25 protein-coding genes and 3 pseudogenes are annotated in these 22,673 nt (G+C 67.9%); 17 read left to right on the top strand and 11 right to left on the bottom strand.

All coding sequences use genetic code 11. The annotated features are described in order from the left end of the window. Positions 1-8: 8 nt before the first annotated feature. The 4 genes from PKF00_RS12485 (at position 9) to PKF00_RS12470 (ending at position 4,603) form a co-directional block, all read left to right on the top strand. Complete coding sequence (locus tag PKF00_RS12485) at positions 9-1,382, top strand: ABC transporter substrate-binding protein (RefSeq protein WP_271217616.1); 1,374 nt, start codon at positions 9-11, stop codon at positions 1,380-1,382. Continuing rightward, on the top strand, positions 1,379-2,293 hold the full coding sequence (locus tag PKF00_RS12480; RefSeq protein WP_271217615.1) for a carbohydrate ABC transporter permease: 915 nt from the start codon (positions 1,379-1,381) through the stop codon (positions 2,291-2,293). Before PKF00_RS12485 ends, PKF00_RS12480 begins: the two co-directional genes overlap by 4 nt. A 4-nt stretch (positions 2,294-2,297) precedes the next feature. Next, entirely contained in the window at positions 2,298-3,329 is a 1,032-nt protein-coding gene (locus PKF00_RS12475) for a carbohydrate ABC transporter permease (protein ID WP_271217614.1), read from the top strand. Positions 3,330-3,694: 365 nt separating this feature from the next. Then, positions 3,695-4,603 (top strand): hypothetical protein, encoded by a 909-nt coding sequence (locus tag PKF00_RS12470; protein ID WP_271217613.1) that lies wholly within the window; start codon positions 3,695-3,697, stop codon positions 4,601-4,603. 212 nt (positions 4,604-4,815) lie between these two features. Here PKF00_RS12470 and PKF00_RS12465 read toward each other — a convergent pair whose 3' ends face one another. Both PKF00_RS12465 and PKF00_RS12460 read right to left on the bottom strand, forming a co-directional pair. Further along, positions 4,816-5,400, bottom strand: a complete 585-nt coding sequence (locus tag PKF00_RS12465; protein WP_271217612.1) for a recombinase family protein — start codon at positions 5,398-5,400, stop codon at positions 4,816-4,818. A 209-nt stretch (positions 5,401-5,609) separates the two neighbouring features. Next, positions 5,610-6,857, bottom strand: a complete 1,248-nt coding sequence (locus PKF00_RS12460; RefSeq protein WP_271217611.1) for an FAD-dependent monooxygenase — start codon at positions 6,855-6,857, stop codon at positions 5,610-5,612. 72 nt (positions 6,858-6,929) lie between these two features. Between PKF00_RS12460 and PKF00_RS12455 the strand changes: the two genes are divergently transcribed. Next, a complete protein-coding gene (locus tag PKF00_RS12455) occupies positions 6,930-7,541 on the top strand; it encodes a TetR/AcrR family transcriptional regulator C-terminal domain-containing protein (protein WP_271217822.1) in 612 nt (203 codons plus the stop codon). A gap of 284 nt (positions 7,542-7,825) precedes the next feature. Here PKF00_RS12455 and PKF00_RS12450 read toward each other — a convergent pair whose 3' ends face one another. Continuing rightward, on the bottom strand, positions 7,826-8,965 hold the full coding sequence (locus tag PKF00_RS12450; protein WP_271217821.1) for an FAD-dependent oxidoreductase: 1,140 nt from the start codon (positions 8,963-8,965) through the stop codon (positions 7,826-7,828). A gap of 508 nt (positions 8,966-9,473) precedes the next feature. Between PKF00_RS12450 and PKF00_RS12445 the strand changes: the two genes are divergently transcribed. Then, entirely contained in the window at positions 9,474-9,959 is a 486-nt protein-coding gene (locus PKF00_RS12445) for a DUF2975 domain-containing protein (RefSeq protein WP_271217610.1), read from the top strand. Between the two features lie 26 nt (positions 9,960-9,985). Next, positions 9,986-10,150, top strand: a pseudogene (locus PKF00_RS12440) (helix-turn-helix domain-containing protein); the annotation flags it as partial. Positions 10,151-10,230: 80 nt separating this feature from the next. Here PKF00_RS12440 and PKF00_RS12435 read toward each other — a convergent pair. Then, positions 10,231-11,421: an MFS transporter gene (locus PKF00_RS12435; protein WP_271217609.1), complete on the bottom strand. Its 1,191-nt coding sequence runs from the start codon at positions 11,419-11,421 to the stop codon at positions 10,231-10,233. Between the two features lie 67 nt (positions 11,422-11,488). Next, a complete protein-coding gene (locus tag PKF00_RS12430) occupies positions 11,489-12,034 on the bottom strand; it encodes a TetR/AcrR family transcriptional regulator (RefSeq protein ID WP_271217608.1) in 546 nt (181 codons plus the stop codon). 78 nt (positions 12,035-12,112) lie between these two features. On the opposite strand from PKF00_RS12430, the gene PKF00_RS12425 reads away from it, so the two are divergent. From PKF00_RS12425 to PKF00_RS12400, 6 genes are all read left to right on the top strand, one after another. Continuing rightward, positions 12,113-12,466 carry a hypothetical protein gene (locus PKF00_RS12425; protein WP_271217607.1) on the top strand — a complete coding sequence of 118 codons (354 nt, stop codon included), beginning with the start codon at positions 12,113-12,115 and terminating at the stop codon, positions 12,464-12,466. A gap of 64 nt (positions 12,467-12,530) precedes the next feature. Then, positions 12,531-12,662 carry a hypothetical protein gene (locus PKF00_RS12420; protein WP_271217606.1) on the top strand — a complete coding sequence of 44 codons (132 nt, stop codon included), beginning with the start codon at positions 12,531-12,533 and terminating at the stop codon, positions 12,660-12,662. Between the two features lie 49 nt (positions 12,663-12,711). Beyond that, positions 12,712-13,338 carry a hypothetical protein gene (locus PKF00_RS12415; protein WP_271217605.1) on the top strand — a complete coding sequence of 209 codons (627 nt, stop codon included), beginning with the start codon at positions 12,712-12,714 and terminating at the stop codon, positions 13,336-13,338. A gap of 801 nt (positions 13,339-14,139) precedes the next feature. Further along, entirely contained in the window at positions 14,140-14,760 is a 621-nt protein-coding gene (locus PKF00_RS12410; protein WP_271217604.1) for a TetR/AcrR family transcriptional regulator, read from the top strand. 35 nt (positions 14,761-14,795) lie between these two features. Next, positions 14,796-15,083 carry a YciI family protein gene (locus PKF00_RS12405; protein WP_271217603.1) on the top strand — a complete coding sequence of 96 codons (288 nt, stop codon included), beginning with the start codon at positions 14,796-14,798 and terminating at the stop codon, positions 15,081-15,083. 156 nt (positions 15,084-15,239) lie between these two features. Next, complete coding sequence (locus PKF00_RS12400; protein WP_309298393.1) at positions 15,240-15,914, top strand: DNA-3-methyladenine glycosylase I; 675 nt, start codon at positions 15,240-15,242, stop codon at positions 15,912-15,914. Between the two features lie 48 nt (positions 15,915-15,962). Here PKF00_RS12400 and PKF00_RS12395 read toward each other — a convergent pair. The 3 genes and pseudogenes from PKF00_RS12395 to PKF00_RS12385 all read right to left on the bottom strand — a co-directional run. Next, positions 15,963-16,181: pseudogene (locus PKF00_RS12395) on the bottom strand (ArsR/SmtB family transcription factor); the annotation flags it as partial. A gap of 525 nt (positions 16,182-16,706) precedes the next feature. Then, positions 16,707-17,288 carry a dihydrofolate reductase family protein gene (locus PKF00_RS12390; RefSeq protein WP_271217602.1) on the bottom strand — a complete coding sequence of 194 codons (582 nt, stop codon included), beginning with the start codon at positions 17,286-17,288 and terminating at the stop codon, positions 16,707-16,709. Positions 17,289-17,354: 66 nt separating this feature from the next. Beyond that, on the bottom strand, positions 17,355-18,194 hold the full coding sequence (locus tag PKF00_RS12385) for a helix-turn-helix domain-containing protein (protein ID WP_271217601.1): 840 nt from the start codon (positions 18,192-18,194) through the stop codon (positions 17,355-17,357). 329 nt (positions 18,195-18,523) lie between these two features. Between PKF00_RS12385 and PKF00_RS12380 the strand changes: the two genes are divergently transcribed. Further along, entirely contained in the window at positions 18,524-18,856 is a 333-nt protein-coding gene (locus PKF00_RS12380) for a YciI family protein (protein WP_271217600.1), read from the top strand. Between the two features lie 17 nt (positions 18,857-18,873). Here the strand turns inward: PKF00_RS12380 and PKF00_RS12375 are convergent, their stop codons facing one another. Together PKF00_RS12375 and PKF00_RS12370 are read right to left on the bottom strand one after the other, a co-directional pair. Further along, a complete protein-coding gene (locus tag PKF00_RS12375; RefSeq protein WP_271217834.1) occupies positions 18,874-19,047 on the bottom strand; it encodes a hypothetical protein in 174 nt (57 codons plus the stop codon). 249 nt (positions 19,048-19,296) lie between these two features. Further along, positions 19,297-20,097, bottom strand: coding sequence for an SDR family NAD(P)-dependent oxidoreductase (locus PKF00_RS12370; protein ID WP_271217599.1), 801 nt, complete (start codon positions 20,095-20,097; stop codon positions 19,297-19,299). A gap of 91 nt (positions 20,098-20,188) precedes the next feature. On the opposite strand from PKF00_RS12370, the gene PKF00_RS12365 reads away from it, so the two are divergent. Further along, positions 20,189-20,857, top strand: coding sequence for a TetR/AcrR family transcriptional regulator (locus PKF00_RS12365; protein WP_271217598.1), 669 nt, complete (start codon positions 20,189-20,191; stop codon positions 20,855-20,857). A 252-nt stretch (positions 20,858-21,109) separates the two neighbouring features. On the opposite strand, the gene PKF00_RS12360 is transcribed toward PKF00_RS12365, so the two are convergent. Then, positions 21,110-21,565, bottom strand: coding sequence for a DUF6463 family protein (locus PKF00_RS12360; RefSeq protein ID WP_271217597.1), 456 nt, complete (start codon positions 21,563-21,565; stop codon positions 21,110-21,112). Positions 21,566-21,739: 174 nt separating this feature from the next. On the opposite strand from PKF00_RS12360, the gene PKF00_RS12355 reads away from it, so the two are divergent. Beyond that, positions 21,740-22,312 (top strand): TetR/AcrR family transcriptional regulator, encoded by a 573-nt coding sequence (locus PKF00_RS12355; protein ID WP_271217596.1) that lies wholly within the window; start codon positions 21,740-21,742, stop codon positions 22,310-22,312. A 230-nt stretch (positions 22,313-22,542) separates the two neighbouring features. Next, a pseudogene (locus PKF00_RS12350) lies at positions 22,543-22,671 on the top strand (DUF4158 domain-containing protein); the annotation flags it as partial. Positions 22,672-22,673 lie beyond the last annotated feature (2 nt).

Raw genomic sequence — 22,673 nt, 5'->3', positions numbered from 1 at the left:
AGAGACACGTGAATCGGTTATGGCACGCCCTGGTCGCGATCGCATTGGCCATGGCACTGGCCGCCTGCGGATCCAGCCCCCCTCCGGGCGGTGACGTCGCGGCGGTGGAGCTGCGCTGGTACTGCTGCCTCGGCACCGGTGAGCAGGCCGAGCAGGTCAAGGCGCAGCAGAAGGTGATCGAGAGGTTCCACGCCGCCCAGCGCAGGATCAGGGTGAAGCTCGAGATCGTCACCTACGACTCCGCCCGCGACACGCTCGCCACCCAGATCGCCTCCGGCAACGGGCCCGACCTCGCCGGTCCTGTCGGTGTCGGCGGCGCCGCCGCCTTCCACGGCCAATGGCTCGATCTGGCTCCGCTCATCAAGTCCAGCGGCTTCGACCTCAGCTCGTATGCCAAGGGCAGCGCCGACCTCTACCGGATCGGCTCCGTGCAGGAGGGCATCCCGTTCGCGATCTACCCCTCGACCCTGTACTACAAGGCCGACATGTTCGAGGAGGCCGGTCTGGCCGAGCCACCGCACAAGTACGGCGAGAAGTACACCTGGCCCGACGGCCGCCAGAGCGAGTGGAACTACGACACGCTCAGGGAACTGGCCCTCAGGCTCACCGTCGACAAGAACGGGAAAGACGCCACCCAGGCGGGATTCAACCCCGGCGAGATCGTGCAGTACGGCTTCGAGCCGGCCCGCGACGACCTACGCTACCAGGGCGCCGCCTTCGCCGCCGGATCACTGGACGCGGGCGACGGCAAGACCGTGAAGATCCCCGACGCCTGGGCCGACTCCTGGCGCTTCTTCTACGACGGCATGTGGAAGGACCGGTTCATCATGACCGGCCCCGTCTTCGAGACCGAGCAGTTCAACGGGGACGGCGCCGCCTTCTTCTCCGGGCACGTCGCGATGAGCGTCAACTTCCTGTGGTCCACCTACGGCGTGGCCGGCGCCGGCGACGACTGGGACCTGGCCGCGATGCCCTCGCACGACGGCAGGACCACCTCACCCACCAGCGCGGACACCTTCCGGATCCTGGCCGGCAGCAAGCACCCCGCCGAGGCCTTCGAGTTCCTGACCTACCTGGTCGGCCCGGCCTCCCAGGAACTGCTCTCTGCGTACGGCGCGATGCCCGCCCGCACCGCCGACCAGGACGCCTTCTTCGCCAAGCTGGCCGAGCAGTTCACCAACAAGGTCGACTGGCAGGTCGCCAAGGACAGCGTGGCGTTCGCCGATAACCCGCACTCGGAGTCGCACACGCCCAAGTACAACCAGACGCTCACCGTCCTCGGCACCTACCGGAGCCGCTGGATGACCGAGGGCGGGCTCGACATGGACGCCCAGCTCAAGAAGATGCGCGAGGAGATCCAGGGCGTGTGGAACCGCTCATGAAAGGCGAGACGATGTCCCGGGCGGCCCGCCGGGAGGCCCGGTACGGATTGCTGTTCGTCCTTCCGTGGATCATCGGGTTCCTCGCGTTCACGGCGCTTCCGATGGCGGCCACGTTCGTCTTCACCTTCCTCAACATCTCGCTGGCCGAGCAGGAGCCGCTCATGTTCGTCGGCCTGGCGAACTACCAGCGGCTCTTCGCCGACCAGCAGGCATGGGCCTCGCTGTGGGTGACCGCCCGCTTCGCCCTGCTCTGGCTACCGCTGGTCATCGCCCTGCCGTTCCTGCTCGCGGTCGCGGTCAACAGCAAGTACGTGCGCGGCGCCGGGCTGTTGCGGGTGCTGCTGTTCATGCCGTACGTGGTGCCGTTCGTGGCCAGCGCACTGATCTGGCAGAACATGCTGGTCAACGACGGATGGATCAATACCGCGCTGCGCCTGCTCGGCGTGGGCGGCGCGCCGAGCTGGCTGAGCGACCCCGCCTGGGTGCTCCCCGGGCTCGTCATGATCGGCCTGTGGGGGCTCGGCTCGGGCATCATCATCAACCTGGCGGGGCTGCGCGGCATCCCCACCGAGTTGTACGACGCCGCCCGGCTCGACGGCGCCGGATGGTGGCGCCAGCTGTGGCACGTGACGATCCCGATGATGTCGCCGGTGATCTTCTACACGATGATCCTCGCGGTCGTCGAGGTCATGCAGTACTTCCTCATCCCGCTGGTGCTCTTCGACGGCTCCGGCAACCCCGGCGGCGCGACCCGCTTCTTCAACCTCTACCTGTACCAGACCTTCTTCACCTATCAGGAGATGTCCTACGGCTCGACGCTGGCGTGGCTGCTGTTCGTCATCACCCTCATCGTGACCCTGGTGCTGTTCCGGCTGTCCAGGCGCTGGGTCCACTACACGAGTGAAAGGTGACCCGGTGACCCCGTACTCAGCCCGCCGCATCCGGACAGCGCTGATGACGATCGTGATGTTCGGCATCGTCGCGGCGTTCCTGTCGCCCCTCGTCCAGATGACGCTGTCGTCGCTGAAGAGCGAGCGGCAGGTCAGCCAGGCGCACGCGCCGCTGCTGCCGTCCGACCCGCGCACCTTCACCCATGAGGGCCGTCAGTACGACGTGTACCGGGTGCCGGTCGACGGCGCGGTCCGCGAACTTGCCCTGGTGAAGAAGGGGCGCGCCGAGAGCGAGTTCGTCGACCCGGCGGCGCCGGAGAAGGGAACCGTCACCTGGCGCGGCTCCTGGCGCACCCTCGAGCCCAGCTGGACCCTGGCGCCGCAGTGGTCGAACTACGCCGCGGTCTGGAAACTGATCGACTTCCCCCGGCTGCTGCTCAACACCATCGCACTGGCGGTGATCAGCACGATCGGGACCGTTCTGTCATGCACGCTGGTCGCCTACGGCTTCGCCCGCTTCCGCTTCCCCGGCCGCGGACCGCTGTTCACCCTGCTCATCGCCACGATCTTCCTGCCCACCGCGGTGACGCTGATCCCGACATATACGATCTTCGCGCAGATCGGATGGGTCGGCACCTGGCTGCCGCTGCTCGTGCCGACCTTTTTCGCCAACGCCTACAGCGTCTTCCTGCTACGGCAGTACTTCCTGACCATCCCGCGCGAGATGGACGAAGCGGCCTCGATCGACGGTGCCGGACCGCTGCGCACGTTGCGTTCGGTGATCGTGCCGCAGGCGTGGCCGGCGATCACCGCCGTCACCCTGTTCAACTTCGTCTACACCTGGAACGACTACTTCACCCCGCTTGTCTACCTTTCCGGCCGGCCCGAGCTCCAGCCGCTTCAGGTGGGCCTGGCCACCTTCAATGGCCTGTACTCGACGAAACCCGCCTACATCCAGGCCGGCGCCATGATGACGATCGCCGTGCCAGTGATCCTTTTCATTTGTTTCCAGCGCACGTTCGTGCGCGGCGTCATGAGTACCGGGGTGGAGAAATGACCCGAACGGCCGTGCTCGCCGTGGACGGCGGCGACTCCAAGACCGACGTGGCGCTCGTCGGAGCCGACGGCAGCGTGCTGTCCTCGAGCCTTTGCCTTCCTCGGGACTCGGCTAGCCGACAACCAGCCCATCTTTGCAGAGACCCACCTTCGCCTACCTGCAGGAATGCCGCAGATGGCGGCTGGTGAGGCCAGCCCTACCAACAGGCCCTCCGCTCCCGAAGCTGACCCCAGCCCCAAAGTAGCTGTGTGAGTGATCGCGATTGCGGTTCGTGGTCGTCACGGGTGGGTGAATGAGGCTGGTTGGTTGGGGTTTCTGCTTGATCGTGTTCGTGTCGGAGACGGTCAGGTGGAAAGCGGTTTCGGGTGCGTCGGGAGTGGGATCCGGAGGAGCTGATCGCGGCGTGGACGCTGCTGGAGGAGATCATCAGGCTGCGGCGGGCCAAGGCGCTGGGGCTGTCGGCGGATCTGTTCGGCGGGTACTCCGACCGGCTGGTGGCCTCCTGGCGGGCGCGGGCGATGGCCTCGCATCCGTCGGACTTCGCGGCGAACCGGCCGCCGGTCCGGTTGACGTTGGTGGCCGCATTGGCGTGGTCGCGGACGACGGAGATCACCGACGCGCTGGTCGATCTGTTCATCGGCCTGGTATCGAAGATCAACACTCGGGCGGAGCGGAAGGTCGAGAAGGCGATCGAGGCCGAGGCCGAGAAGGTGCATCGCAAGACCGAGAAGCTGTTCTCGATCGCCGAGGCATCGCTGCGGGCTCCGGAGGGCACGGTCCGGCAGGTGGTGTTCCCGGCGGTGCCGGGCGGGGAAGCGACGCTGCAGGCGCTGGTGGCCGAGGCGAAGGCGGACGCCCGCGCCTACAAGGCCCGCGTACGGACGGTGCTGACCAGCTCCTACACCTCCTACTACCGGCGGATGCTGCCCAAGCTGCTGGCCGCGATCGAGTTCAAGTGCAACAACACCGCCTACCGGCCGGTGATGGACGCCGTGGACCTGCTGCAGCGCTACGCCGACATCCCGAACACCACTCGCCACTACGACGCCAGCGAGAACGTCCCCATCCAGGGGGTGGTGCCGGACGGCTGGCTGGAGGCGGTCGTCGACGACAATGGGGTCATCGAGCGGGCCTCTTACGAGTTGTGCGTGATCGTGTCGTTGAAGGACGCGCTGCGCCGCCGCGAGATCTACGTCGCCGGCGCCCGCCGCTGGCGCAACCCCGAGGAGGACCTGCCGGCCGACTTCGAGGACAACCGCGACGTCCACTCCTGAAGGACCCCGCCTGGCAGAAGAAGATGACTGACGCCGACAAGCGAGGCCTGTCGCCGCTGTTCTGGTCCAACGCCAACCTGTACGGCATGATCGACATCGACATGGGCCGCCGTCTTGACCTCGACCTGGTCGCCTGCCCCTTCCTCTCGATCACGCCGGGACGCCCTGGCCGGGTAGCAGGTCGGCCAGGGCGGTTCGCACAGCCGCCCGGCTTACCCTATGAGCCCGTGCCAGGCCGCGATCGAGGCGCCCTCGCCGAAGGCCGCCCGCACGTCCTCGCGCTGGTCTCCGTCCAGCGCGGGCGGCCGGCCGCGGTAGCGGCCTTCGGCCTCGGCGGCGGCGACCCCCTCGACGGTGAGCTCGTTCTGGATGTCACGTTGGAACTGGCCGACGGCAGTGATCACGTTGATGATGACGGCGGTGGTGGCGTCGCCTGCGGCCAGATCATGGAAGTTCGACAGCGGTCCGGACAGAACGCGCAGGGCGACGCCACGGGCCTGGCACCAGTTACGGACGGCGTGGATGTCGAGCAGATCGCGGCAGAGCCGGAACAGCTCCGAGACCGTCAGGGTGTCGCCGGGGTGCGCCTTGGCCGCGATCTTGCCGAACGCAGGCCGGTCGAGCGCGGGGATCTTGGAGGTGGTGGCGGAGTCCTCGAAGAGGAGGACGCCGTCGGCTGGCCGGAATCCCTCGGCGACGCCCTCGACGCGCACAAGAAGGCCGGCCTCGGTGAGGATGTGGCGCTGCCGCAGCAGGGACTGGGGCGCGGTGGAGACGCGGGAGTAGACGATCTGCACCGGGCTCTCCTTGGGAAGGGGGGGAGCCCGATCTCCCTGTCGGGAAACCCTGTCGTCAACTCCTGGGCGGAACCGGCCGTCTGACGTCATGGTTCGTCGCTCGATGTCCCGTTTTCGAGAAGGCGTGCGGGGCCTGATCAGAGAGTGTCGGTAAATCTCCTAAACCCGACACCTCGCGGGTGCGCCAGGCACCGACCTGACGCGGGCGGCTAGGCGGCTTGGAGTTGTGGGTAGTCCGGGAGTCGCCAGTCTCCACCGCGGTCCTCCTTGGAGAAACGTGCCACAAGGTCGGGGATGTGTAGCGCGGTGGCCAGCCCGGTGATGGTGAGGAAGGCGTCGATCGCGCGCTGGGTCATGGGCATGCCCAACCGCAGGAGGCGCGGGTTGACTTGGCCTTGGATCTCCTCGGCGAAGGGTCTCAGCATCGCGTCATAGTTCGCCAGCGCCGCCGACAGGTCATCGGGGTGCCGGTTGATCTCTCCGGCCAGGACGTAGGCGCCCACCAGGCCGCCGGAGACGCCCATGCCGCTAAAGGGGGAGGCGCAGTGGGCGGCGTCACCGACCAGGACCACGCGACCCTTGGACCAGGTGTCGATGCGGACCTGGACGATCTCTTGAGAGTAGAAGAACGGGCTGGTCTTCATGCCGTCGATGAAGCGCTCGGTCTGCCATCCGGCGCCGGCGAACCTGCCGGCCCAGAACTCCTGCTGGCGCTCGATGGGCTCGCGGTGAATCGCTGAAGCCTCCTCGGAGTCTTCCCTCATCACGAAGTAGACCTGCGTCTCGCTCGGATTGTGGCTGCGGCGCATGATCTGGCGCCCGCCCGGGACCATGTAGGTGTCGCGGATGTTGCTGTCGGAAGCGATGCGCGAGACGAACCAGTAGGCCATGTGGATGCCGACCCGCCAATACGGGTCGAATCCCTCAGAGAGGATCGCCCGCCGCAGTCGCGATCCCTGCCCGTCCGCGCCGACCAGGAGATCGAATTCCTCCGATGATCCGTCGGAAAAGTGTGCGACAACCTGATGTTCATCCTGATCGAAGCCGTCCACGCTCTTGCCGAAGACGTATTCCACGTTGTCCTTCGTCGCGTCGTTGAGAATGCGCACCAGGTCACCGCGCATGATCTCGTACTCCGACGTCAGGGTCTGGCGGCCCTGCCCGGAGGTGTTGGCCATGATCGTCGCCTTGACCTTGCCGCAGGCGTTCACGAACGCGACGCCCGCCTCGTCCACGAGCTTGTTCCGGACGGCGCCCATGAGCCCCATGCGCTCGATCGCCTCGATGCCCTGGCCGCGCAGGTCGACCTGGGCGCCTGTGGCCCGCAGCGCCGGGAAGCGCTCGATGACCTTCACCCGGTGACCGCCGTGGGCAAGCCAGTAGGCCAGCGCCTGCCCGGCGATCCCGCCGCCGCAGATGAGGATCTTCAAGAGGCGGGTTCCCGATGCGAGAGCCATGTCATCGATCTCCTTATCTATCACTGATAGGTACATCCATCAGGGAACTCTATCGGTGATAGTTTGTCAAAGGTGGTGAAAGTGAATCGAGAGACCGTCATCGCCCAGGCGCTGGACCTCCTCGACGAGGTCGGCCTGGACGCCATCAGCACCAGGCAGTTGGCCAGACGCCTGGGCGTTGAACAGCCGTCGCTTTACTGGCACTTCCGGAATAAGAAGGAACTCCTCAGCGCCATGGCCGAGGCCGCCATGGCGCCGCACGCCACAGCACCGCTACCGGCCCCCGGTCAGGACTGGCGGGAATGGTTCCTGGACAACACGCGCAGCTTCCGGCGCACCCTGCTGATGCGCCGTGACGGCGCACGCCTGCACTCCGGATCCAGTCCCGGCCCGGCCGACCTCGACCGGATCGCCCACAAGATGGCCTTCCTCACCGCCTCCGGTCTGCCCGAGAAGGACGCCCAGATGGCAATGATGGCCGCCAGCCGCTTCACCGTCGGCAGTGTCCTGGAAGAACAAGCCGACACCGACTCCAGTACGGCCCGCGCGGCCAACGTCCCGACGATCGACCACCAAGCGGCTTTCGAAGCCGGACTGGCCCTCATCCTCGATGGCCTGGCCCATCGCGCCGAGCACGCTCAGGAACCGACCAGGCCCCTTCCCGATCCCGACCGGATCAACTGACAGACTCTGGCACACACTTTGGGGCTGGGGACACGTTCGGGAGCGGAGAGCCAACAAGGCCTGCCCGCTCGCCGGGCCGCTGCTGGGCGCCCGGTGGAATGAGGACCTGGTGGTCGACTGCTGGCCGGCCCTGCTGCGCATGGCCGGTTTCCTCAAGTACGGCCAGGCCACCGCCTCCCTCATCGTCGGCAAGTGGTCGGCCGCCTCCCGGCAGCCGAACAAGGGCGAGAGCCTGCACGCCCTGCGCCGCCGCGCCCGCTCTGTCACAGGCGAGCCGGTCGGCGTCACCGGTAAGGGCGGCCGATCGCCAGGTCCGCGAGCCGTGGGTCGACTTCGGGAAACGAGCCGTCGCCGAACAGGATCCGTGCCGCCAGGGCACGGCCGGCACGACCGCGTAGCACGGTCACCGCCGCCTCTGCCGCGGCAGGGGATCGGATGCCGGCGAACACGCGGCGCAGCAACAGTCGGCCTCGGAACCGGGTCCGCAACACGTCCCCGTCGTAGCGACTCAGCACACGTTGGTCGCCAGTACGCAGGTACCCGGCGGTGACCGCCGTGGCCAGTTCGGACATGCGGAGGCAGGGGTCCAGCCCACCGGCCGTCAGCGGCGACACCGCGCCCGCCGCGTCTCCGACGAGCAGCCCGGCGGGACACGCCAACCGTCGCAGCACACCGCCGACCGGGATCGGACCACCTCGGCGCTCGACCGGCCCGGCCGGCGGTGTGCTGCCGGGCGCATCTGCGGCGAAGGCGTCCAGCAGATGGCGGATGCCGGTGCGCATCGCGTTCGGATATCCCGCGACGCCGACATGCGCATGCCGGCCGTCGTCGATGACCCATCCCAGGTACCCCGGGGCGATCCGGGGGTCCAGCACGCAGTGGAAGGCCGGGGTGGTCGTGCCCGACGTGATCGGGTGGACGATCTCGGCGCCGACGAGGAAGCGCCGGTTGACATCAAGACCGAGATCACGGGCCACCCGGGAGCGGGCGCCGTCCGCGCCGACGATGAACCGGGCTGTCACCGGTTCCGCACCCGCGAACCGCACAAAACCCATCGACGCGCCGACATACCGTACGCCCAAGAGGACCCGTGCCCCGGCCGACTCCGCCGCGCGGTGCGCGTGCTCGTAGACGGCCGCCATGTCGGCCACGCGGTACTCGTCCCGGTCGCTGGTGAGCCGGATCGGTGCCCGCCGCGACGGCGGATACAGCAGCACGTCCCGGACACCTGGCCCGAGCAGATGATCCGGCACGTCGAAGTCGTCGAGGGTGCGGCGCACGAAGATCCCTGTCGTGCGGATGCCCGTCGACAGCGACCTGCGACGGTCGACCACCATCACGTTCAGTTCCCGTTGCGCGAGCAGGCGGGCTGTGCGCAGGCCGGCCAGGCCCGCACCCACGACCAGTACATCCACTGTCTGCATACCTTGCGACGGTAGGGGCGATGCCTCATCCATACGCTGGTTTGCACGCTACCTGCCCCATACCTCCACACCGTCGCCATACTCGAGACCGTGGATTGCTCCTCTGCCGAGAGGTGGTTGTAGAACCGGCGTCATGCTCCTCGGAGCCTGCACCGAGGAACTTCGGGTGCTCACCTGGGGGCACACGTCGACGTGGACAGCACATCGCCGTTCATCACGTCGTCCACGCCCAGGAAGATGGGGTGCCGGCACGGGGCGGCGTCCTGTGCCGAAGGCATCCGGCAGGACGCCTCGCACGCGCTCACGGTGAGCCAACACCACCAACGCCTTCCGCCGCGACCACCACACGAGCCGCGATCAGCCCGCCCAGCGGCCACAGGACCTCGGAAACGATCCTCCCGAAGGCCTCCGTAACGGCGCGAAACCGCCACCCGCCCTCCGTTCCAGCCCTTGCTTCACCTATCGAAACTCGATAGATTCTCATCGCAAATCGATGGAAGGATGGGTCATGGGAAAGCTGGCAGTGCATGCGCTTCGCGCCGTGCTCGTGGTGGTGCTCGCCGGCACCGTGTTCGTACAGGCATCGATGGTGTGGGCGTTGGCCACCGACCCGGAGGACGGGTCGCTCCCGCTGACCCCGCTGCGCGTGATCACGGTCCTGGGCATGGTGTCGGGCCAGGTCACCCTGGTCAGCGTATGGCGGCTGGTGACGATGGTGCGACGCGGAACCGTGTTCTCCCACGCCGCCTTCCGGTACGTGGACACCGTGATCGGCGCGATCGTGGCGGCTGCCCTCCTGTGGTTCGCGGTCACGGCCCTCAATGCGCCGGGCCAGCGGGACGACCCGGGTGTCACCGTCATCATGGGCGGGCTTGGCCTGGCCATCCTGGGGGTCGCGCTCATCGTGCTCGTGCTGCGGATGCTGCTCGCCCAGGCCGTCGCGCGCGACGTCGAGGCGGCGCAGATGCAGGCCGAGCTGGACGATGTGATCTGACGCCGATCGTCGTCGACATCGACGTGATGCCGGCCAGGCGGAAGACGGCCGTGAGCGACCTCGCGGACCGCGTGGGAATCACGCCCGCCAACCTGGCGGTACTCAAGAACGGCCGCGCCAAGGCGGTGCGCTTCGCGACGCTCGCCGCGCTCTGCGAGGTACTCAAGTGCCAGCCGGGAGACCTGCTGCGCTGGGAGGCCGAGGACGCCGCGGGCGTGCGCCTGGCCGTCATCGACCGGCACAGCACGACCTCGAGCCAGACCGTCATGGCTCAGCGCTTATGCACCGGATGTCGATCGCTGCTTTCGTCACCGAGAACTACTTGCGGCTGGTGGCACGGACCCGAGCGGAGGGCCTTTGTGCGGCGCGTCAGTGGATGGCGGCGGCTTCGCCGCGCTCCTGAGCGAAGCTCTCCGTCGATGACCAGCCCGCCGACCGAGGAACCGATGATCACCCCGAGGGTGATGAAGGAGGCGTGGACGGTGTTGACCAGCGGCCCCGGGTTGCCGACGCGCTGGATGCGTACGGCCATCGCCGGGTTCATGGTCACTCCAACCAGCCCGACGCCCAGCATGGCGATCACCGCGGGGACGCTGAGGTGGGCGAATATCGCGAATCCGGCCAGGAAGATCGTGTTGAGGATCAGCCCGGACAGCAGGACGCTGGTGGTGTGTCTGTCGGCCAGACATCCGACGATGTGGTTCCCGATCACGGTGGCTGCGCCGTACGCGACGAGCAGGAGGGGAACGGACTCCGAGGTGAACCCGGTGACCTGGGTAAGGATCGGGCTGAGATAGCTGAAGGCGGCAAAGGTCGCGCCGATGATGAGGGTGCTGGTCGACAGCGCCAGCCACAGCCTGCCGTTCCTGAAGACCGCCGTCTCCTGCCGGAAGTTGCCGTTGGCGCCGTCAGCACGCCCGAGCCTGGGAACGCCCATCATCGTGGTGAGTGCGGCGATGACGGTCAGGGCACCGACGGCCCAGAAGGCGGCGCGCCAGCCGAGCTGCCCGCCGATCAGTGTGGACAGTGGCAGTCCGAGCAGAGTGCCGAGCATCAATCCGTTCAAGACGATGGCGAGAGCGCGGCCGCGTACCTCTGGGCGGCTCAGCTGGACCGCCATCGAGATCGCGACTCCGAAGAACGCCTGGGAGGCGACTCCGGTGATGACGCGTGCGAGCATCATGATCGGGTAGGAGAGCGCAACCGCCGCGAGCACGTTGCCCGCCAGGAAGATCGCGAACAGCAGCATGAGTGCGGGTTTCGGGCGTATCCGGACCAGCGCGACGGTCATCAGCGGCCCGCCCGCCGACATGGCCACGGCGAAGGCGGTGATCAGATAGCCGATTTGGGAGATGGTCACGCCGAGTCCGTCTGCCATCTCGGGCATCAGGCCTCCGACGGCGAACTCGCTGGTGACCATGGCGAAGATGCCGATGGCCAGGACGTAGACGGCTCTGGGCAAGGGACTCCTTTTTGCATCAGTCAGTGTAGAATTCAGGCGCGAAAAAGCAGTACGAAAAAAGCGGAGGTCAAGCCAGGGCGTCCATGGCCGTGGCCGCGACGGCCGCGATGGCGGCGTCGTCGGCACCCCCCTGAGCGGCCACCCGTATCCCGGCGATCACGGCGTTGACGAACCTGGCGAGTTCGGCGGGATCGCGGGTGGAGCCGATGTCGCCATCGCGCTGCCCGCCCCTGATGGCCGCACTCAGGCTGACGACTCGGCGCTCGGTGTCGCGAGCGAGCATCAGGGCGATCTCCGGGTCGCGGCCGGCGAGCTCCATTGTGGTGTTGACGGTCAGGCAGCCGAGGCCGTGGCCGTCACGCCTGTTCGCCGCTTCCGTCTGGAGGATCTTGGCGAACAGCGCGCGGATCCGCTCGCTCGCCGGCAGCTCGTGATTGTCGAGGATGCGCAGCTGGTCGGCAGTGGTGGCGTCCATGTAGCGGGTCAACGCGCGCTTGAACAGCTCGCGCTTGTTGGTGAAGGCGTTGTACACGCTGCTGCGGTCCAGGCCGAGCGCCTCACACAGGTCCCTGGTCGAGGTCGACTCATAGCCGTTCGCCCAGAATGTGCGCATCGCAGTGTCCAGGACCCGGTCCTCATCGAATGATCTCGGCCTCGCCATACGAGCACGCTACCTGTTTTGCATCGCTCGGTGCAATACGAGATCGCTCAGCGAGCGAGAAGGCGGCCGGAGTGCGCCAGAAACACACCAACGCCGAACTCGGCGGCGGAAACACGCCACCTGGCCGACGTCGCCGGCACCGAGATCAGCGACGCCCTCACCACCCTGTGGGGCGGCTGCGCGCCGGCCACCTGGAACCGCAACCGCGCCGCCGCCTTCTCCTGGCTCACCTGGTGCGCCGCGAAGAAGAGGTGGGCGGCTCCGGCAGTCCCGGCCGATGCCGAACGGCGCCGCGAGAACGTCGACCACACCAAGGCCGTCCCCAAGACCAAGCTGGAACGGCTGCTGTCGCGCTGCGACATCCCGCTGCGCGACAACCTCTGACGAGTATCCGTTCCACAACACCAAGGAGGGGGCGGGATATCGTGCGAGCGACCACGATCCCCACTTGCAGAGCTGGAACTTCTCCATCAGGCCCGTGCTGACCGAGCACAACGGGAACGCCGGAAACCATGAACAGCTCTTCGAAGTCCAGAACCGCATCCTCCACAAGGACGCCTTCTGGGTGAGCGTGATCTGAGACAGCCAGCCCGGTGTGCCGCTCCCCGCGACCGGGGAGCGGCACCCCCATGTTCGATCGGATGGACATGCCGAACCCCACCCACCTGTACGACCTGCTCGAATCCCGCTGGGAGAACGTCACGGACGGCTTCGCCGCCGTCTGGGTCGAAGGACTGACGGTCGAGGAGACCGCCCGGCGGCTCGGCGCCGACCTGGGCAGCGCGATAGCGGTCACGCTGGCGAACATCGGACTCGGCTTCGAGGGCGACAAGATGCCCGGTGACAAAGACGGGATCATCCTCGTCGGCCCCTGGAACGCCTGGACCCTGGCGATGCAGATCCAGTGGATGGACGTCACAGAGAAACCTCGACTGTCGGAGCTCTCGCGCGACGGCGGCAGGGCCATCGCGATCGGCTGGCACGGTGGCGGCGGGCACCGCGTGGAGTACGCGATCGACGGCCGGCTCACCTTCTCCGCGCCGTTGGAGGAGATGCTGGAGCCGCTGCACGAGCACGCCGAGGGTCTGCGGATGCCCACCGACTGGGACGTCGTGGGATCGCCCATCGATGAGATGATCGCGACGGCCCTCACGGCCATCGGCCGCCTCACCGGCAGGGAACTCGACGAGGAGTGGCTGGATACGCCCCACGTCTGCTACCTCATCCGCCGAACCCGAATCCGCCGAACCCGATGATCCAGCGGGGACCGGCGGCGAGGCCGGGCAGGCCGCCCGAGCGCGGCGGCGGGGCGGCCTGCCGGACGAAACGGCTCCCATCCTGGACGTACACGCCCTACGGTGTCCAGAAATCCGCGAAGTGCCGATGCCACGTGGCAAGTCGGCACTTCGGCCGCAGTGGGATGAGGTCGCGCCCGAGTCGGTCTCTCTCCAAGCGGGCGTGTCCCTTCGGGTTCAGGCGGAGCTGTGACTGCTCAGAGCCGGGGAGCGGTTGCCGGTTTGCTTCGGCCATCGGCTCCATGTCCAGCGGTCTGCCGCGGGCCGCTGGCCCGCGACGGCAGCAGCACGACGATGATCACAGCGCCGAGCGCCATGCAGACCGCGCCCGCCGTGAGCCCGCCCGAGTAGCCCATGATGGCCGGCGCGGCCACCCCGACGGCACCGCCGACCTGCTGAACGGAGGTGAACAGGGCCGAGCCGAGATGCCCGCCAGGATGCCGGCGCCGTAGGGCAGATAGGCGATGCCGGCACTCGTCGCTGTAGTAGGTGCTTGTGGAAGCGTTCTGTGCGCCGGGTACGGCTCGACCTCGGCCAGCCTGTATCCGGTGGGCTGGTGTTCCTGTTCACCTGCGGAAATGTCACAGATGGCGGCTGGTGGAGCCAACCTTACCGACAGGCCGTGTTCGACCCGCCAGTGGAGGAGCGGCAGAGCGCCGGAGCCGGTTGACACCACATAGGACGACTGTCCTAATATCTCGTCCTAGGACAGTCGTCCTAGGGCGGTTTCATGAGGCGGCAGGCAATGGGAGGGACGAGACCATGGGCGCAGCAACGACCCGGGCCCATATCGTCGAGGCGGCTGACCAACTGTTCTATCGGCAGGGCTATGAGCACACGTCCTTCGCGGCGATCGCGGAGGCCGTTCACATCTCCCGGGGGAACTTCTACTACCACTTCAAGTCCAAGGACGACATTCTGGGCGCGGTGATCGCCGCGCGGCTGGAGAGCCGGCAACGGATGCTCAAGCAGTGGGAGGCCGAGGAGGCCGACCCCGCCGGCCGCATTCGCAGGTTCGTCGAGATCGTGGTGACCAACCGCGTCGACATCCAGAACTACGGCTGCCCGGTGGGCACCTTGACCACGGAGCTGGCCAAGCTCGGCCACCCCGCGCTGGGTGCGGCCGGCGGCCTGTTCACGCTCTTCCGATCATGGCTACGTGAGCAGTTCACGCAGTTGGGGCACCGGGAGCAGGCCGACGCGCTGGCGATGCACGTGCTGACCTTCAGTCAGGGTGTCGCCACGTTGGCGCACGCCTTCTACGACGAGGACTTCATTCACCGCGAGGTCCAGCGGATGCACGACTGGCTGGGCGCATACTCCGCCGGCACCGAAGGCGCCGCCCCCGTCGTCCCTGAGGACTGCGCGCAGGCCGACGCCTGACGCGACCTGAGTTCAACGATTCTGAGAGGTCTTACATGTTCGTGGTGTTGCTGCGGTTCTCCGCCAACAAGGGTGCCGCCGGACAGCACATGCCCGGCCACCAGGAATGGATCAAGCGCGGCGTCGACGACGGCGTGTTCCTGCTGGCCGGCAGCATCCAGCCGGGGCTAGGCGGCGCGATCGTGGCCCACGGCACCTCGCGGGAGGACCTGGAGGGCCGCGTGGCGGCCGACCCGTTCGTCGCCGAGGACATCGTCAGCGCGGAGATCATCGAGATCGCGCCGTGGCAGGCCGACGACCGCCTGAAATTCCTGCTCGCCTGAGCGCGCCTCCCACCGGGCCCCGCAGGCGTCCCTGCCCGGACCGGTCTGACGCCGCCCCGGGAAAGCAGCCGGTTGCGGCGGGGCCCGCCCTGGGCGAACCGGACCTCGACGCCTGCGGACCCGGAGCCGGTGCCCGCCCGCTACGACGTAAGGACCATGGATGAGATGACCGTGCCGACGCCCGGCCCGGAGCTGTCGCGCTGCTCGTGGAGCGGTGCCGCACCGGAGTTCCTGGCCTACCACGACACCGAACGGGGCTTTCCCGTCGGTGATGACCGCCGCCTGTTCGAGAAGCTGTGCCTGGAGGGTTTTCAGTCCGGGCTCAGCTGGCGCACCATCTTGACCAAGCGGGAGAACTTCCGCGCCGCCTTCGCCGGCTTCGACATCCCCAGCCTCGCCCGCTTCACCGCCCGCGACGTCGAACGCCTGCTCCAGGACGCCGGCATCGTACGGCACCGCGGCAAGATCGAGGCGACGATCGACAACGCCCGCCGCGCCGAGGAACTGCTGGAGCGGGAAGGATCACTGGCCGCCTTCGTCCGGCGCCACGAACCCGCCCCGACGGAGCTGAGTGAACCCCAGACCGTCTCTACTTCCGCCGCATCGGTCGCCCTGTCAAAAGACCTGAAACGCAAGGGCTGGGCATTCGTCGGGCCCACGACGACGTTCGCGTTCATGCAGGCCATGGGCCTGATCAACGACCACGCTGTAAAGTGCGCCATCCGCCTAGAGGCCGAGCGGCAGCGTACGGCGTTCACCCGCTCCGGACGCTCAGGAAACGGCGTGACCGGCGACCACTCGGCGCCGGCGCCGGCTCCGAAAGCCTTGTGATGTAGTGGGTGAAGAGGTCACCGGCGACGTTGGCGATCACTTGCCGGTTCAGGCGGGTTGCGCGGCGTCTTTCACGCTCACCTGGTGGCCGATGTCCTCCTCCTCGGCCGCGGCCAGCACCGCCTGCAGCAGCCCGGGGAAGCGGGTCTGCAACTCCTGCCGCCGCAAGATCACAAAGCAGCGGGTGCCCTCCTGGCGGGTGCGGGTCAGCCCGGCATCACGCAGCACCCGCAGGTGATGGCTGAGGGTGGACTTGGCCACCGGCGCCTGCGAACGACGCGAACACCTCCACCTTGCTGGCCTACTTTGGGGCTGATCGCGCGAACCCAGGTGGAGGGCCTTGAGGCGCCGGCCCGTTGGCAGGACAGCCGGAATACGGCGACGCGACGCCGGTAAGACCTACGACGCCGCAGCGTTCGGCTCCTGCCGACCTGCTCCACCAGGATTAGCGAAACACCAGCTCGGGGCCATATCCGCCCGATTTTCCGCGATTACTACGGGAACCCCTAGTCCAGGACCGCGATATCAGAAGCTCTGATGGGAGGGCGGCGTCGGCGCGTTGATCGGGCCCAAAGTCCCGAGGCCACGCTCAGGCCAAGTCCGTTCGGGGGTCGGCCAAGATACGACGGAAACCGGCAACCAGTGATCTTGAGTTGAACTTGCCGCAGGTGAGGTGCTGGGGCGGATCGGCGTCGGCTGCCCGACCAGGGACAGCGATGCGCAAACGCAGCCGGAGACCCGATCTTGTGTCACCGTTCGCAGCGGACTTCTTCGCGTACCCGCTCAGATCGGTCAACGGCGCACCCGATAGCGCAGGTGAAGCACCCGGTTGCCCTGAATCACCACGTCAGGATCCTCCAACAGGTGCTGCGCGTGGACCGACCCGAAGTAGCGCTTGCCGGACCCGAACACGACGGGTACGACGTCCATGCGCACCTCGTCGATCAGGCCCGCGGCAAGCACCTGGCCACCGACGTCGCCAGCGGCGACCTCGACCATGCGGTCACCCGCAAGCTCCTGCGCCTTGGCCACGGCCGCCTCGACGCCGTCGACGAAGTGAAACGGCGCCTCGGGGTCCCAGCCCTCGGGCATCGGCCGGTGCGACACGACGACCACGTGGTCGATGCCGCTCGGCGGCTTGCCGCCCCAGCCGTCCGTCAGGTCGAAGACGTGGCGGCCGACGATCGTGACTCCGATCTGGTCCCAGTACGCCCGGGTGTAGTCGTAGGACGTCTGCGACACCTTCAGCTCGCCGCTCTCGTCCAACGGGACGTCACCGCTGGACAACCAGTCGAACAGCGGTCCGGGCTGGTCATTCTCGTCCGCGACGAAGCCGTCCACCGACACCGAGCTGTACATGACCACCTTGCCCACGGGGCTCTCCTCTGCTTTGGGGTGCCCCCAAATTAGCGTGTCGTGAGCTGTCGCTCTTGTAAGAAATCAATCGGCCGGCAGCGGCCAGCCGTCCAGCGCGTGGCCGGGATGTTCGCGCAGGAACCGCCGCCGGACTTCGACGTACCGGGTCGGCGTGAGCCCGGTGAACGCCCGGAACTCGTGGCCGAAGTGGGCCTGGTCGAAGTAGCCTGCGCCACCGGCGAGGTCGCCCCAGTCGATCGGTCCGGCGGGGTTGATCGCGAACACGGTGGCGGCGAAGCGGTAGGTGCGGGCCAGCCGCTTCGGCGTGACGCCGATGAGCTCCTTGAACCGCTGTGCCAGATGAGTGCTGCTGACACCGGCTGCCACGCTCAGGTCGCCGATCGCCACCGCCCCGCTGGTCGCCGCGATGACGCTGCTCGTATGGCGGACCAGCCCCAGGCCGGCGGTCTCGCACAGCCGTCGCATCAGCTCCTCCTCGAGCAGCGTCAGCATCTCGTGCGGTCCGTCCGCCGTGGCCAGCCGGTCTTGCAGCTCAGCGATGGCGGGCCGACCCCAAACCTGCTCTACCGTCACCGGCCGGTCACACAGCTCGGCAGCGGGCATCGGCAGGAACGGCGCCAGCCCCCACGGCTTGAAGTGCACGCCGACGGACCGGGTCCGGAGTGGGTAGCCGAACTCCAACGCGCGGGTGGGCATGGTGACCACGCAGCCGTCGGCGTACTCGGCCGTCTCGATGTCGGTGCCGGCGCGGATGCGGAACGGCGCCCCGAGGTTGACGATGAGCAACGCCGACGGCATCGGCGGCAGCGTCAGCCGGGCGTACGGCGGCGCACCCTCCAGGTAGTAAAGGTCGTCGATCAGCCTGTCCAGCGGCGGTCGCGGCACTCTGGACACGTACTCCACGCCCACAGTATCGCCGACGCCCCGCCGACATCGAGCGCCGGGACGGTCCAGCCGCGCTGCCGCCGGAACGAGCGAGCGTCCGGCGTTACGCAGTCGGCAGGTCGGTGAGGTCCAGGCGCCGGTCGGTGCGCAGCTGGATCTCACCGTAGGGAGTCATGAGTTCCTGATTCTGTGAGACCCATAGGGTGAGGGGCGGCCCCCGCCGACACGAGCCGACGCAGGCCTTCCCGCTCCGAAGGATGACCGTTGATTTCCCGCCGGAGGTGTAAAGTCCGGCCGTCCCCGTCTGCCGGGGAACAGAGGATGAACACCGATTCGAGGAGAAACCGATGGCCCGGTACGGAATCCTGGTCTACTCGCCGTCCCCGGCCGACCCGATGGACTGCACGCCCGACTACATGAGGCTGCTGGAGCGCTACCCCGCCCAGGTCGAGGAGCTGGGCGGCCGGATCGTCGCGGGGTTCGCGCTGCAGCCCAGCACCACAGCCACCTCGATCCGCGGCGACGTGGTCACCGACGGCCCGTTCGCCGAGGCCAAGGAGGTCGTCGCCGGGTTCTACGTCCTGGAGGCGCCCGACCTGGACATGGCCCTGCGCATCGCCAAGCTCAACCCGGCCGTCCAGGACGGCGGCGTCGAGGTTCGACCGCTGTTCGCCGGATGAGCGGCGACGGTTGGGGTTCAGGTTGATTTAACGCCGCTGGTTGGCTCGGAATCGGTCTTCGGGGTGGCGAAGGGGCGGATGGCGTAGTTCCAGTCGGGCCGGAAGCTGTGCCCGCTGATCCGGGTCACCTCCAGTTCCTTCCACAGCCGGGCCCGGTTGCCGTTGGACCCGCCGCAGTCCGCAGTGATCAACAGCTCGACGGCGTCGGGGGGCGGAGTCGGCCCACCCGCTCGCAAGAGGTCGCTTGTCAGGAGCCAGAAACACAGGCCGACTCTCTCGTCGCTGAGGTTTTTGTAGCGGCGGTGAAGCCGAGGAGTCGCGTGCCGGCGCGCCTTTCGCCGTACGGGGCCGGGTGGCGGAGGCCGCTCGGGCGCGGCAGGGCCGCGGCAGGGCCGCCCATGCGAGCGGGCGGCCCCGGCAGTCGTGAAAGCGACGGGCGATCAGTGGACGCCGCGGATGGTGCCGCCGTCCACCCGTAGGGTGGTGCCCGTGACGTAGTCGGCGAGCGGGCCGCTGAGATAGAGGACCGCGGCGGCGATTTCCTCGGGACGGCCCATCCGGCCGACGTCGTTGGGCACCAGTTCCTCGATCGCGTTGCGTTCGATGTCCTCCCACGTCTCGCCCCAGCCGCGGGCCGGAGCGAGGTCGGTGAGGAACCGCTGGACGCTGTCGACCAGGATGGCGCCGGGGGCGACGGTGTTGGCCGTGATTCCGGTCCCCTTCAGCTCGCGGGCCAGCGAGACCGTGAGGTTGTGGCGGGCGGCCAGCGTGGCGGTGTAGTGGGGCAGGTCCGCGCTCGGCTGCAGACCGAGCCCGCCGCCGATCTGGATGACGCGACCCCAGCCGCGCTCGTGCATGCGGGGAACCAGGCGCAGGATCATACGGACCCCGGAGACGACGTTGACCTCGTAGGTGTGGCTCCAGTCGCCGGCGCTGGCCTTCTTCCATGAGCGGTGGGGGTAGGCGCCGGCGTTGTTGACCAAAATGTCGATCGGGCCGTCGGCCAGCGCGGCCTCGGCCACGGCGTCGGCGCCGTCGTCGGTGGCCAGGTCTCCGATCGCGGCATGAGCCCGGCCGCCGGCTGTCCGGATGGCGGCGGCGACGGTTTCGGTACGCAGGCGGTCGCGGCCGTGCACGACGACGTCGGCGCCTTCGGCGGCCAGGGCCTTGGCGATGGCTTCGCCGAGGCCGGAACTGGAGCCGGTGACCAGGGCGCGCTTGCCCCTCAGTTGAAGATCCATTTCATCCTCGCATCGTGGTTCGGGCGGCGAGACGCATCGAACGCCCGATGTCTACACTCGTATACTTACATGAAAGTATACACTTGTAGATATGAGTGACACCGCCGAGCCCAGCTCCCCCGTCAGCCGATCAGGGCCACAGGGCCCCACCCCAGGCAGACGTCGGCGCGACGCCGCCGCCACCCGGCAGGCCATCCTGGACGCGGCGGTCGCCGCCTTCACCCGGTACGGCTACGACGGAGTGGGAGTCCGCGACATCGCGCAGAGTGCAGGCGTGACCGCGATGCTCATCAACCGCTACTTCGGATCGAAGGAACAGCTGTTCGCCGAGGCCGTCGACGTGGCCTTCGCCCCGCGCACGGTGATCGCGGGCAGCGGCGCGCAACTGGCCGACAAGACCGCGCGGGCGCTGGTGGCGCGAACGGCACCGGAGGCGGAGGAACTCGGGCCGTTCCTGCTCATGCTGAGGTCGGCGGCCAGTCCCAGAGCCGCGCAGATCATGCGCGAGGCGATCGGGCGGCATGCCGGGCGGCACCTCAACGAGGAACTGTCCGGTACCGCAGCAGGCGTCCGGGCGGAACTGATGCTCTCCCTGCAGGCGGGAGTGTGGCTCATGCGCAGCGTTCTGGGCACGACGGCACTGACCCAGGAACAGCCGGAGGAGCTTGCCCAGTGGATCGAATCGCTCTTTCAGGTGCTGGTGACGCCCCCTACCGCCGCATCACCGCGGCCGGAACCAGGAGCAGGATCGGGGCCATGATGGATCGGCAGGCCGCCCCCGGGCCGGCCCCGAGACTCCAATGGGCTGGACGCCTGCCACGACGAGCTGAGACACCACACCGACGGCGCCCGCCACATGACCCCCCAGGCGTCCAGCACCCGTCGGCGCCTTCACCCTCGTTGTCCGTCGACACTTCGGAGAAGTTCCAGCCCTGCTTGGCCGCGAGCGGCCGAGTGTCGTGCGCGGCCAGCCGATGAGCTCGAGATCCGACGCGCCGCCGGCGGGCGCGGGTCACACCGGGTCCGCCTCCCGTTCTCGCACCGTTTCCAGCCGTTCCTCCTTCCGCGCCGCCAGGATGACAAGCGCCCCGGAGACGACCCCGGCGAAGAACGGGGACGGCACAAGAAGGACGCCGCCCAGCGCGCACCACGCCACGAGACCCCAGCCGACCCCGGCGGGCACGGCCACCCCGCGCCCGGCGAGATGCCACGTCAGGCCCCCCAAGAGGATCAGGGGCACGGCGAAGCTTCCCGGACCGGCCCAGAAGGTGACCCTGTCCTGAAAGGACTCCACCGCCTGAGCGGCGCCCCCGCCCCCGAGCACGAGCGGCACGGCCGCCCACATCCCCCGCCCCGCCCAGCCGGTGACGACCTCCCAGGCGACGATCGCCGACAAGGACAGGTGCCCCGTTCCCAGCACGACCATGATCCCGCTCGCCCAGCGGAGCAGCCGCTTCCTGGAGCTCATCGTGACGTCCTCTCTTCGCTCTCCGCCCCCGCGTGAGCGCGCTCGACGCGGTCTCCGGCGTCCGTCGCACGGGTCGCCCGACACTGGGGACCTCCCTGTCTCTATGTTAGCTGACATAGAATATGTCGATCAACACTTGCTCTGTCATGCGGCATGCCTGGTTTGATGGTCCACATGGCCACGCGACGCATCCAGAGGACCGAGGAGAGCCGCCGACTGCTGGTGACGGCCGCCGCCGAGCTCTTCGCCGAGAAGGGATACCGGCAGACGAGCTTCATCGACATCGCCGAGAAGGCCGGCATCAGCCGCGGCTCCATCCCCTGGCACTTCGGCAACAAACTGGGCCTTCTGGAAGCGGTGCTCGACGACCGGCTCCACGCCGTGCTGACCGCCCTCGCCCCGCCCGCAGGGGAACGCCCCAGCAGTCCGCTGGACCAGATAACAGACTTCATCCGCCAACCTGTCACACGCCTGTTCATCACCCTGCTCGCCGAGGCGGTGGAGGTCGACTCGCCGATCCGCGAGCACTACGCGCGGCTCCACGCGGCCCTCCGGCAGGCAGTACAGGCCCGGATACCAGCAGAGGCACTACCCGCGGAAACCACCCCGGAGGCATTCACGGTCCTGCTGGTGGGAACCGTCATCGGCGTCCACGCCCAATGGCGAATCGCCCCCGAGGCGGTGAACCTCGAAGCCGTCCAGGCCACGATCCGCACCCTGCTGCCGGCGAGCCTGGAACAGGCCTGACGCCGAACATCTCGCCCGCGTCCACCACGGTCACGAAGCCCGCACAAGACACCCGATGACAGCGGACCGCCCACACCGAGACGGGGTCCCAGTAGCAATGAAGAAATTTCCAATGAAGTAGCCTATGAACTGCGCAAACAGCTGCATTTGACTGATTGGTGATCACTGCCGCTACGTTCGTTCCGGTTTTGTCCGGTACGGAAGGTAGAGGTGGTGCGTTGTCCGAGAAGATGTTCTCCGAGGAGCAGCTGGAGCAGCTGCGCTCGTACCCGGAGATCACTGGCGATGAGCTGATCCGGTATTTCACACCGACGGCGGCTGATCTGGCGTTCGTGAGCCCCGGGAGGCGGGGCCCGGTCGA

The sequence above is a fragment of the Streptosporangium carneum genome, from assembly GCF_027922005.1.
GTDB lineage: Bacteria > Actinomycetota > Actinomycetes > Streptosporangiales > Streptosporangiaceae > Streptosporangium > Streptosporangium carneum.
Note: the sequence above shows the minus strand (reverse complement) of the source record. Positions and strands in the feature narration are given on the sequence as shown.

Excerpts from the sequence above, each read along its gene's own strand:
- PKF00_RS12480 (WP_271217615.1), top strand. The coding sequence starts at position 1,379 with ATGAAAGGCGAGACGATGTCCCGGGCGGCCCGCCGGGAGGCCCGGTAC.
- PKF00_RS12460 (WP_271217611.1), bottom strand. The coding sequence starts at position 6,857 with ATGGCTCTCGCATCGGGAACCCGCCTCTTGAAGATCCTCATCTGCGGC.
- PKF00_RS12450 (WP_271217821.1), bottom strand. The coding sequence starts at position 8,965 with ATGCAGACAGTGGATGTACTGGTCGTGGGTGCGGGCCTGGCCGGCCTG.
- PKF00_RS12445 (WP_271217610.1), top strand. The coding sequence starts at position 9,474 with ATGGGAAAGCTGGCAGTGCATGCGCTTCGCGCCGTGCTCGTGGTGGTG.
- PKF00_RS12430 (WP_271217608.1), bottom strand. The coding sequence starts at position 12,034 with ATGCGCACATTCTGGGCGAACGGCTATGAGTCGACCTCGACCAGGGAC.
- PKF00_RS12415 (WP_271217605.1), top strand. The coding sequence starts at position 12,712 with ATGTTCGATCGGATGGACATGCCGAACCCCACCCACCTGTACGACCTG.
- PKF00_RS12410 (WP_271217604.1), top strand. The coding sequence starts at position 14,140 with ATGGGCGCAGCAACGACCCGGGCCCATATCGTCGAGGCGGCTGACCAA.
- PKF00_RS12405 (WP_271217603.1), top strand. The coding sequence starts at position 14,796 with ATGTTCGTGGTGTTGCTGCGGTTCTCCGCCAACAAGGGTGCCGCCGGA.
- PKF00_RS12400 (WP_309298393.1), top strand. The coding sequence starts at position 15,240 with ATGGATGAGATGACCGTGCCGACGCCCGGCCCGGAGCTGTCGCGCTGC.
- PKF00_RS12380 (WP_271217600.1), top strand. The coding sequence starts at position 18,524 with ATGGCCCGGTACGGAATCCTGGTCTACTCGCCGTCCCCGGCCGACCCG.
- PKF00_RS12370 (WP_271217599.1), bottom strand. The coding sequence starts at position 20,097 with ATGGATCTTCAACTGAGGGGCAAGCGCGCCCTGGTCACCGGCTCCAGT.
- PKF00_RS12365 (WP_271217598.1), top strand. The coding sequence starts at position 20,189 with ATGAGTGACACCGCCGAGCCCAGCTCCCCCGTCAGCCGATCAGGGCCA.
- PKF00_RS12360 (WP_271217597.1), bottom strand. The coding sequence starts at position 21,565 with ATGAGCTCCAGGAAGCGGCTGCTCCGCTGGGCGAGCGGGATCATGGTC.
- PKF00_RS12355 (WP_271217596.1), top strand. The coding sequence starts at position 21,740 with ATGGCCACGCGACGCATCCAGAGGACCGAGGAGAGCCGCCGACTGCTG.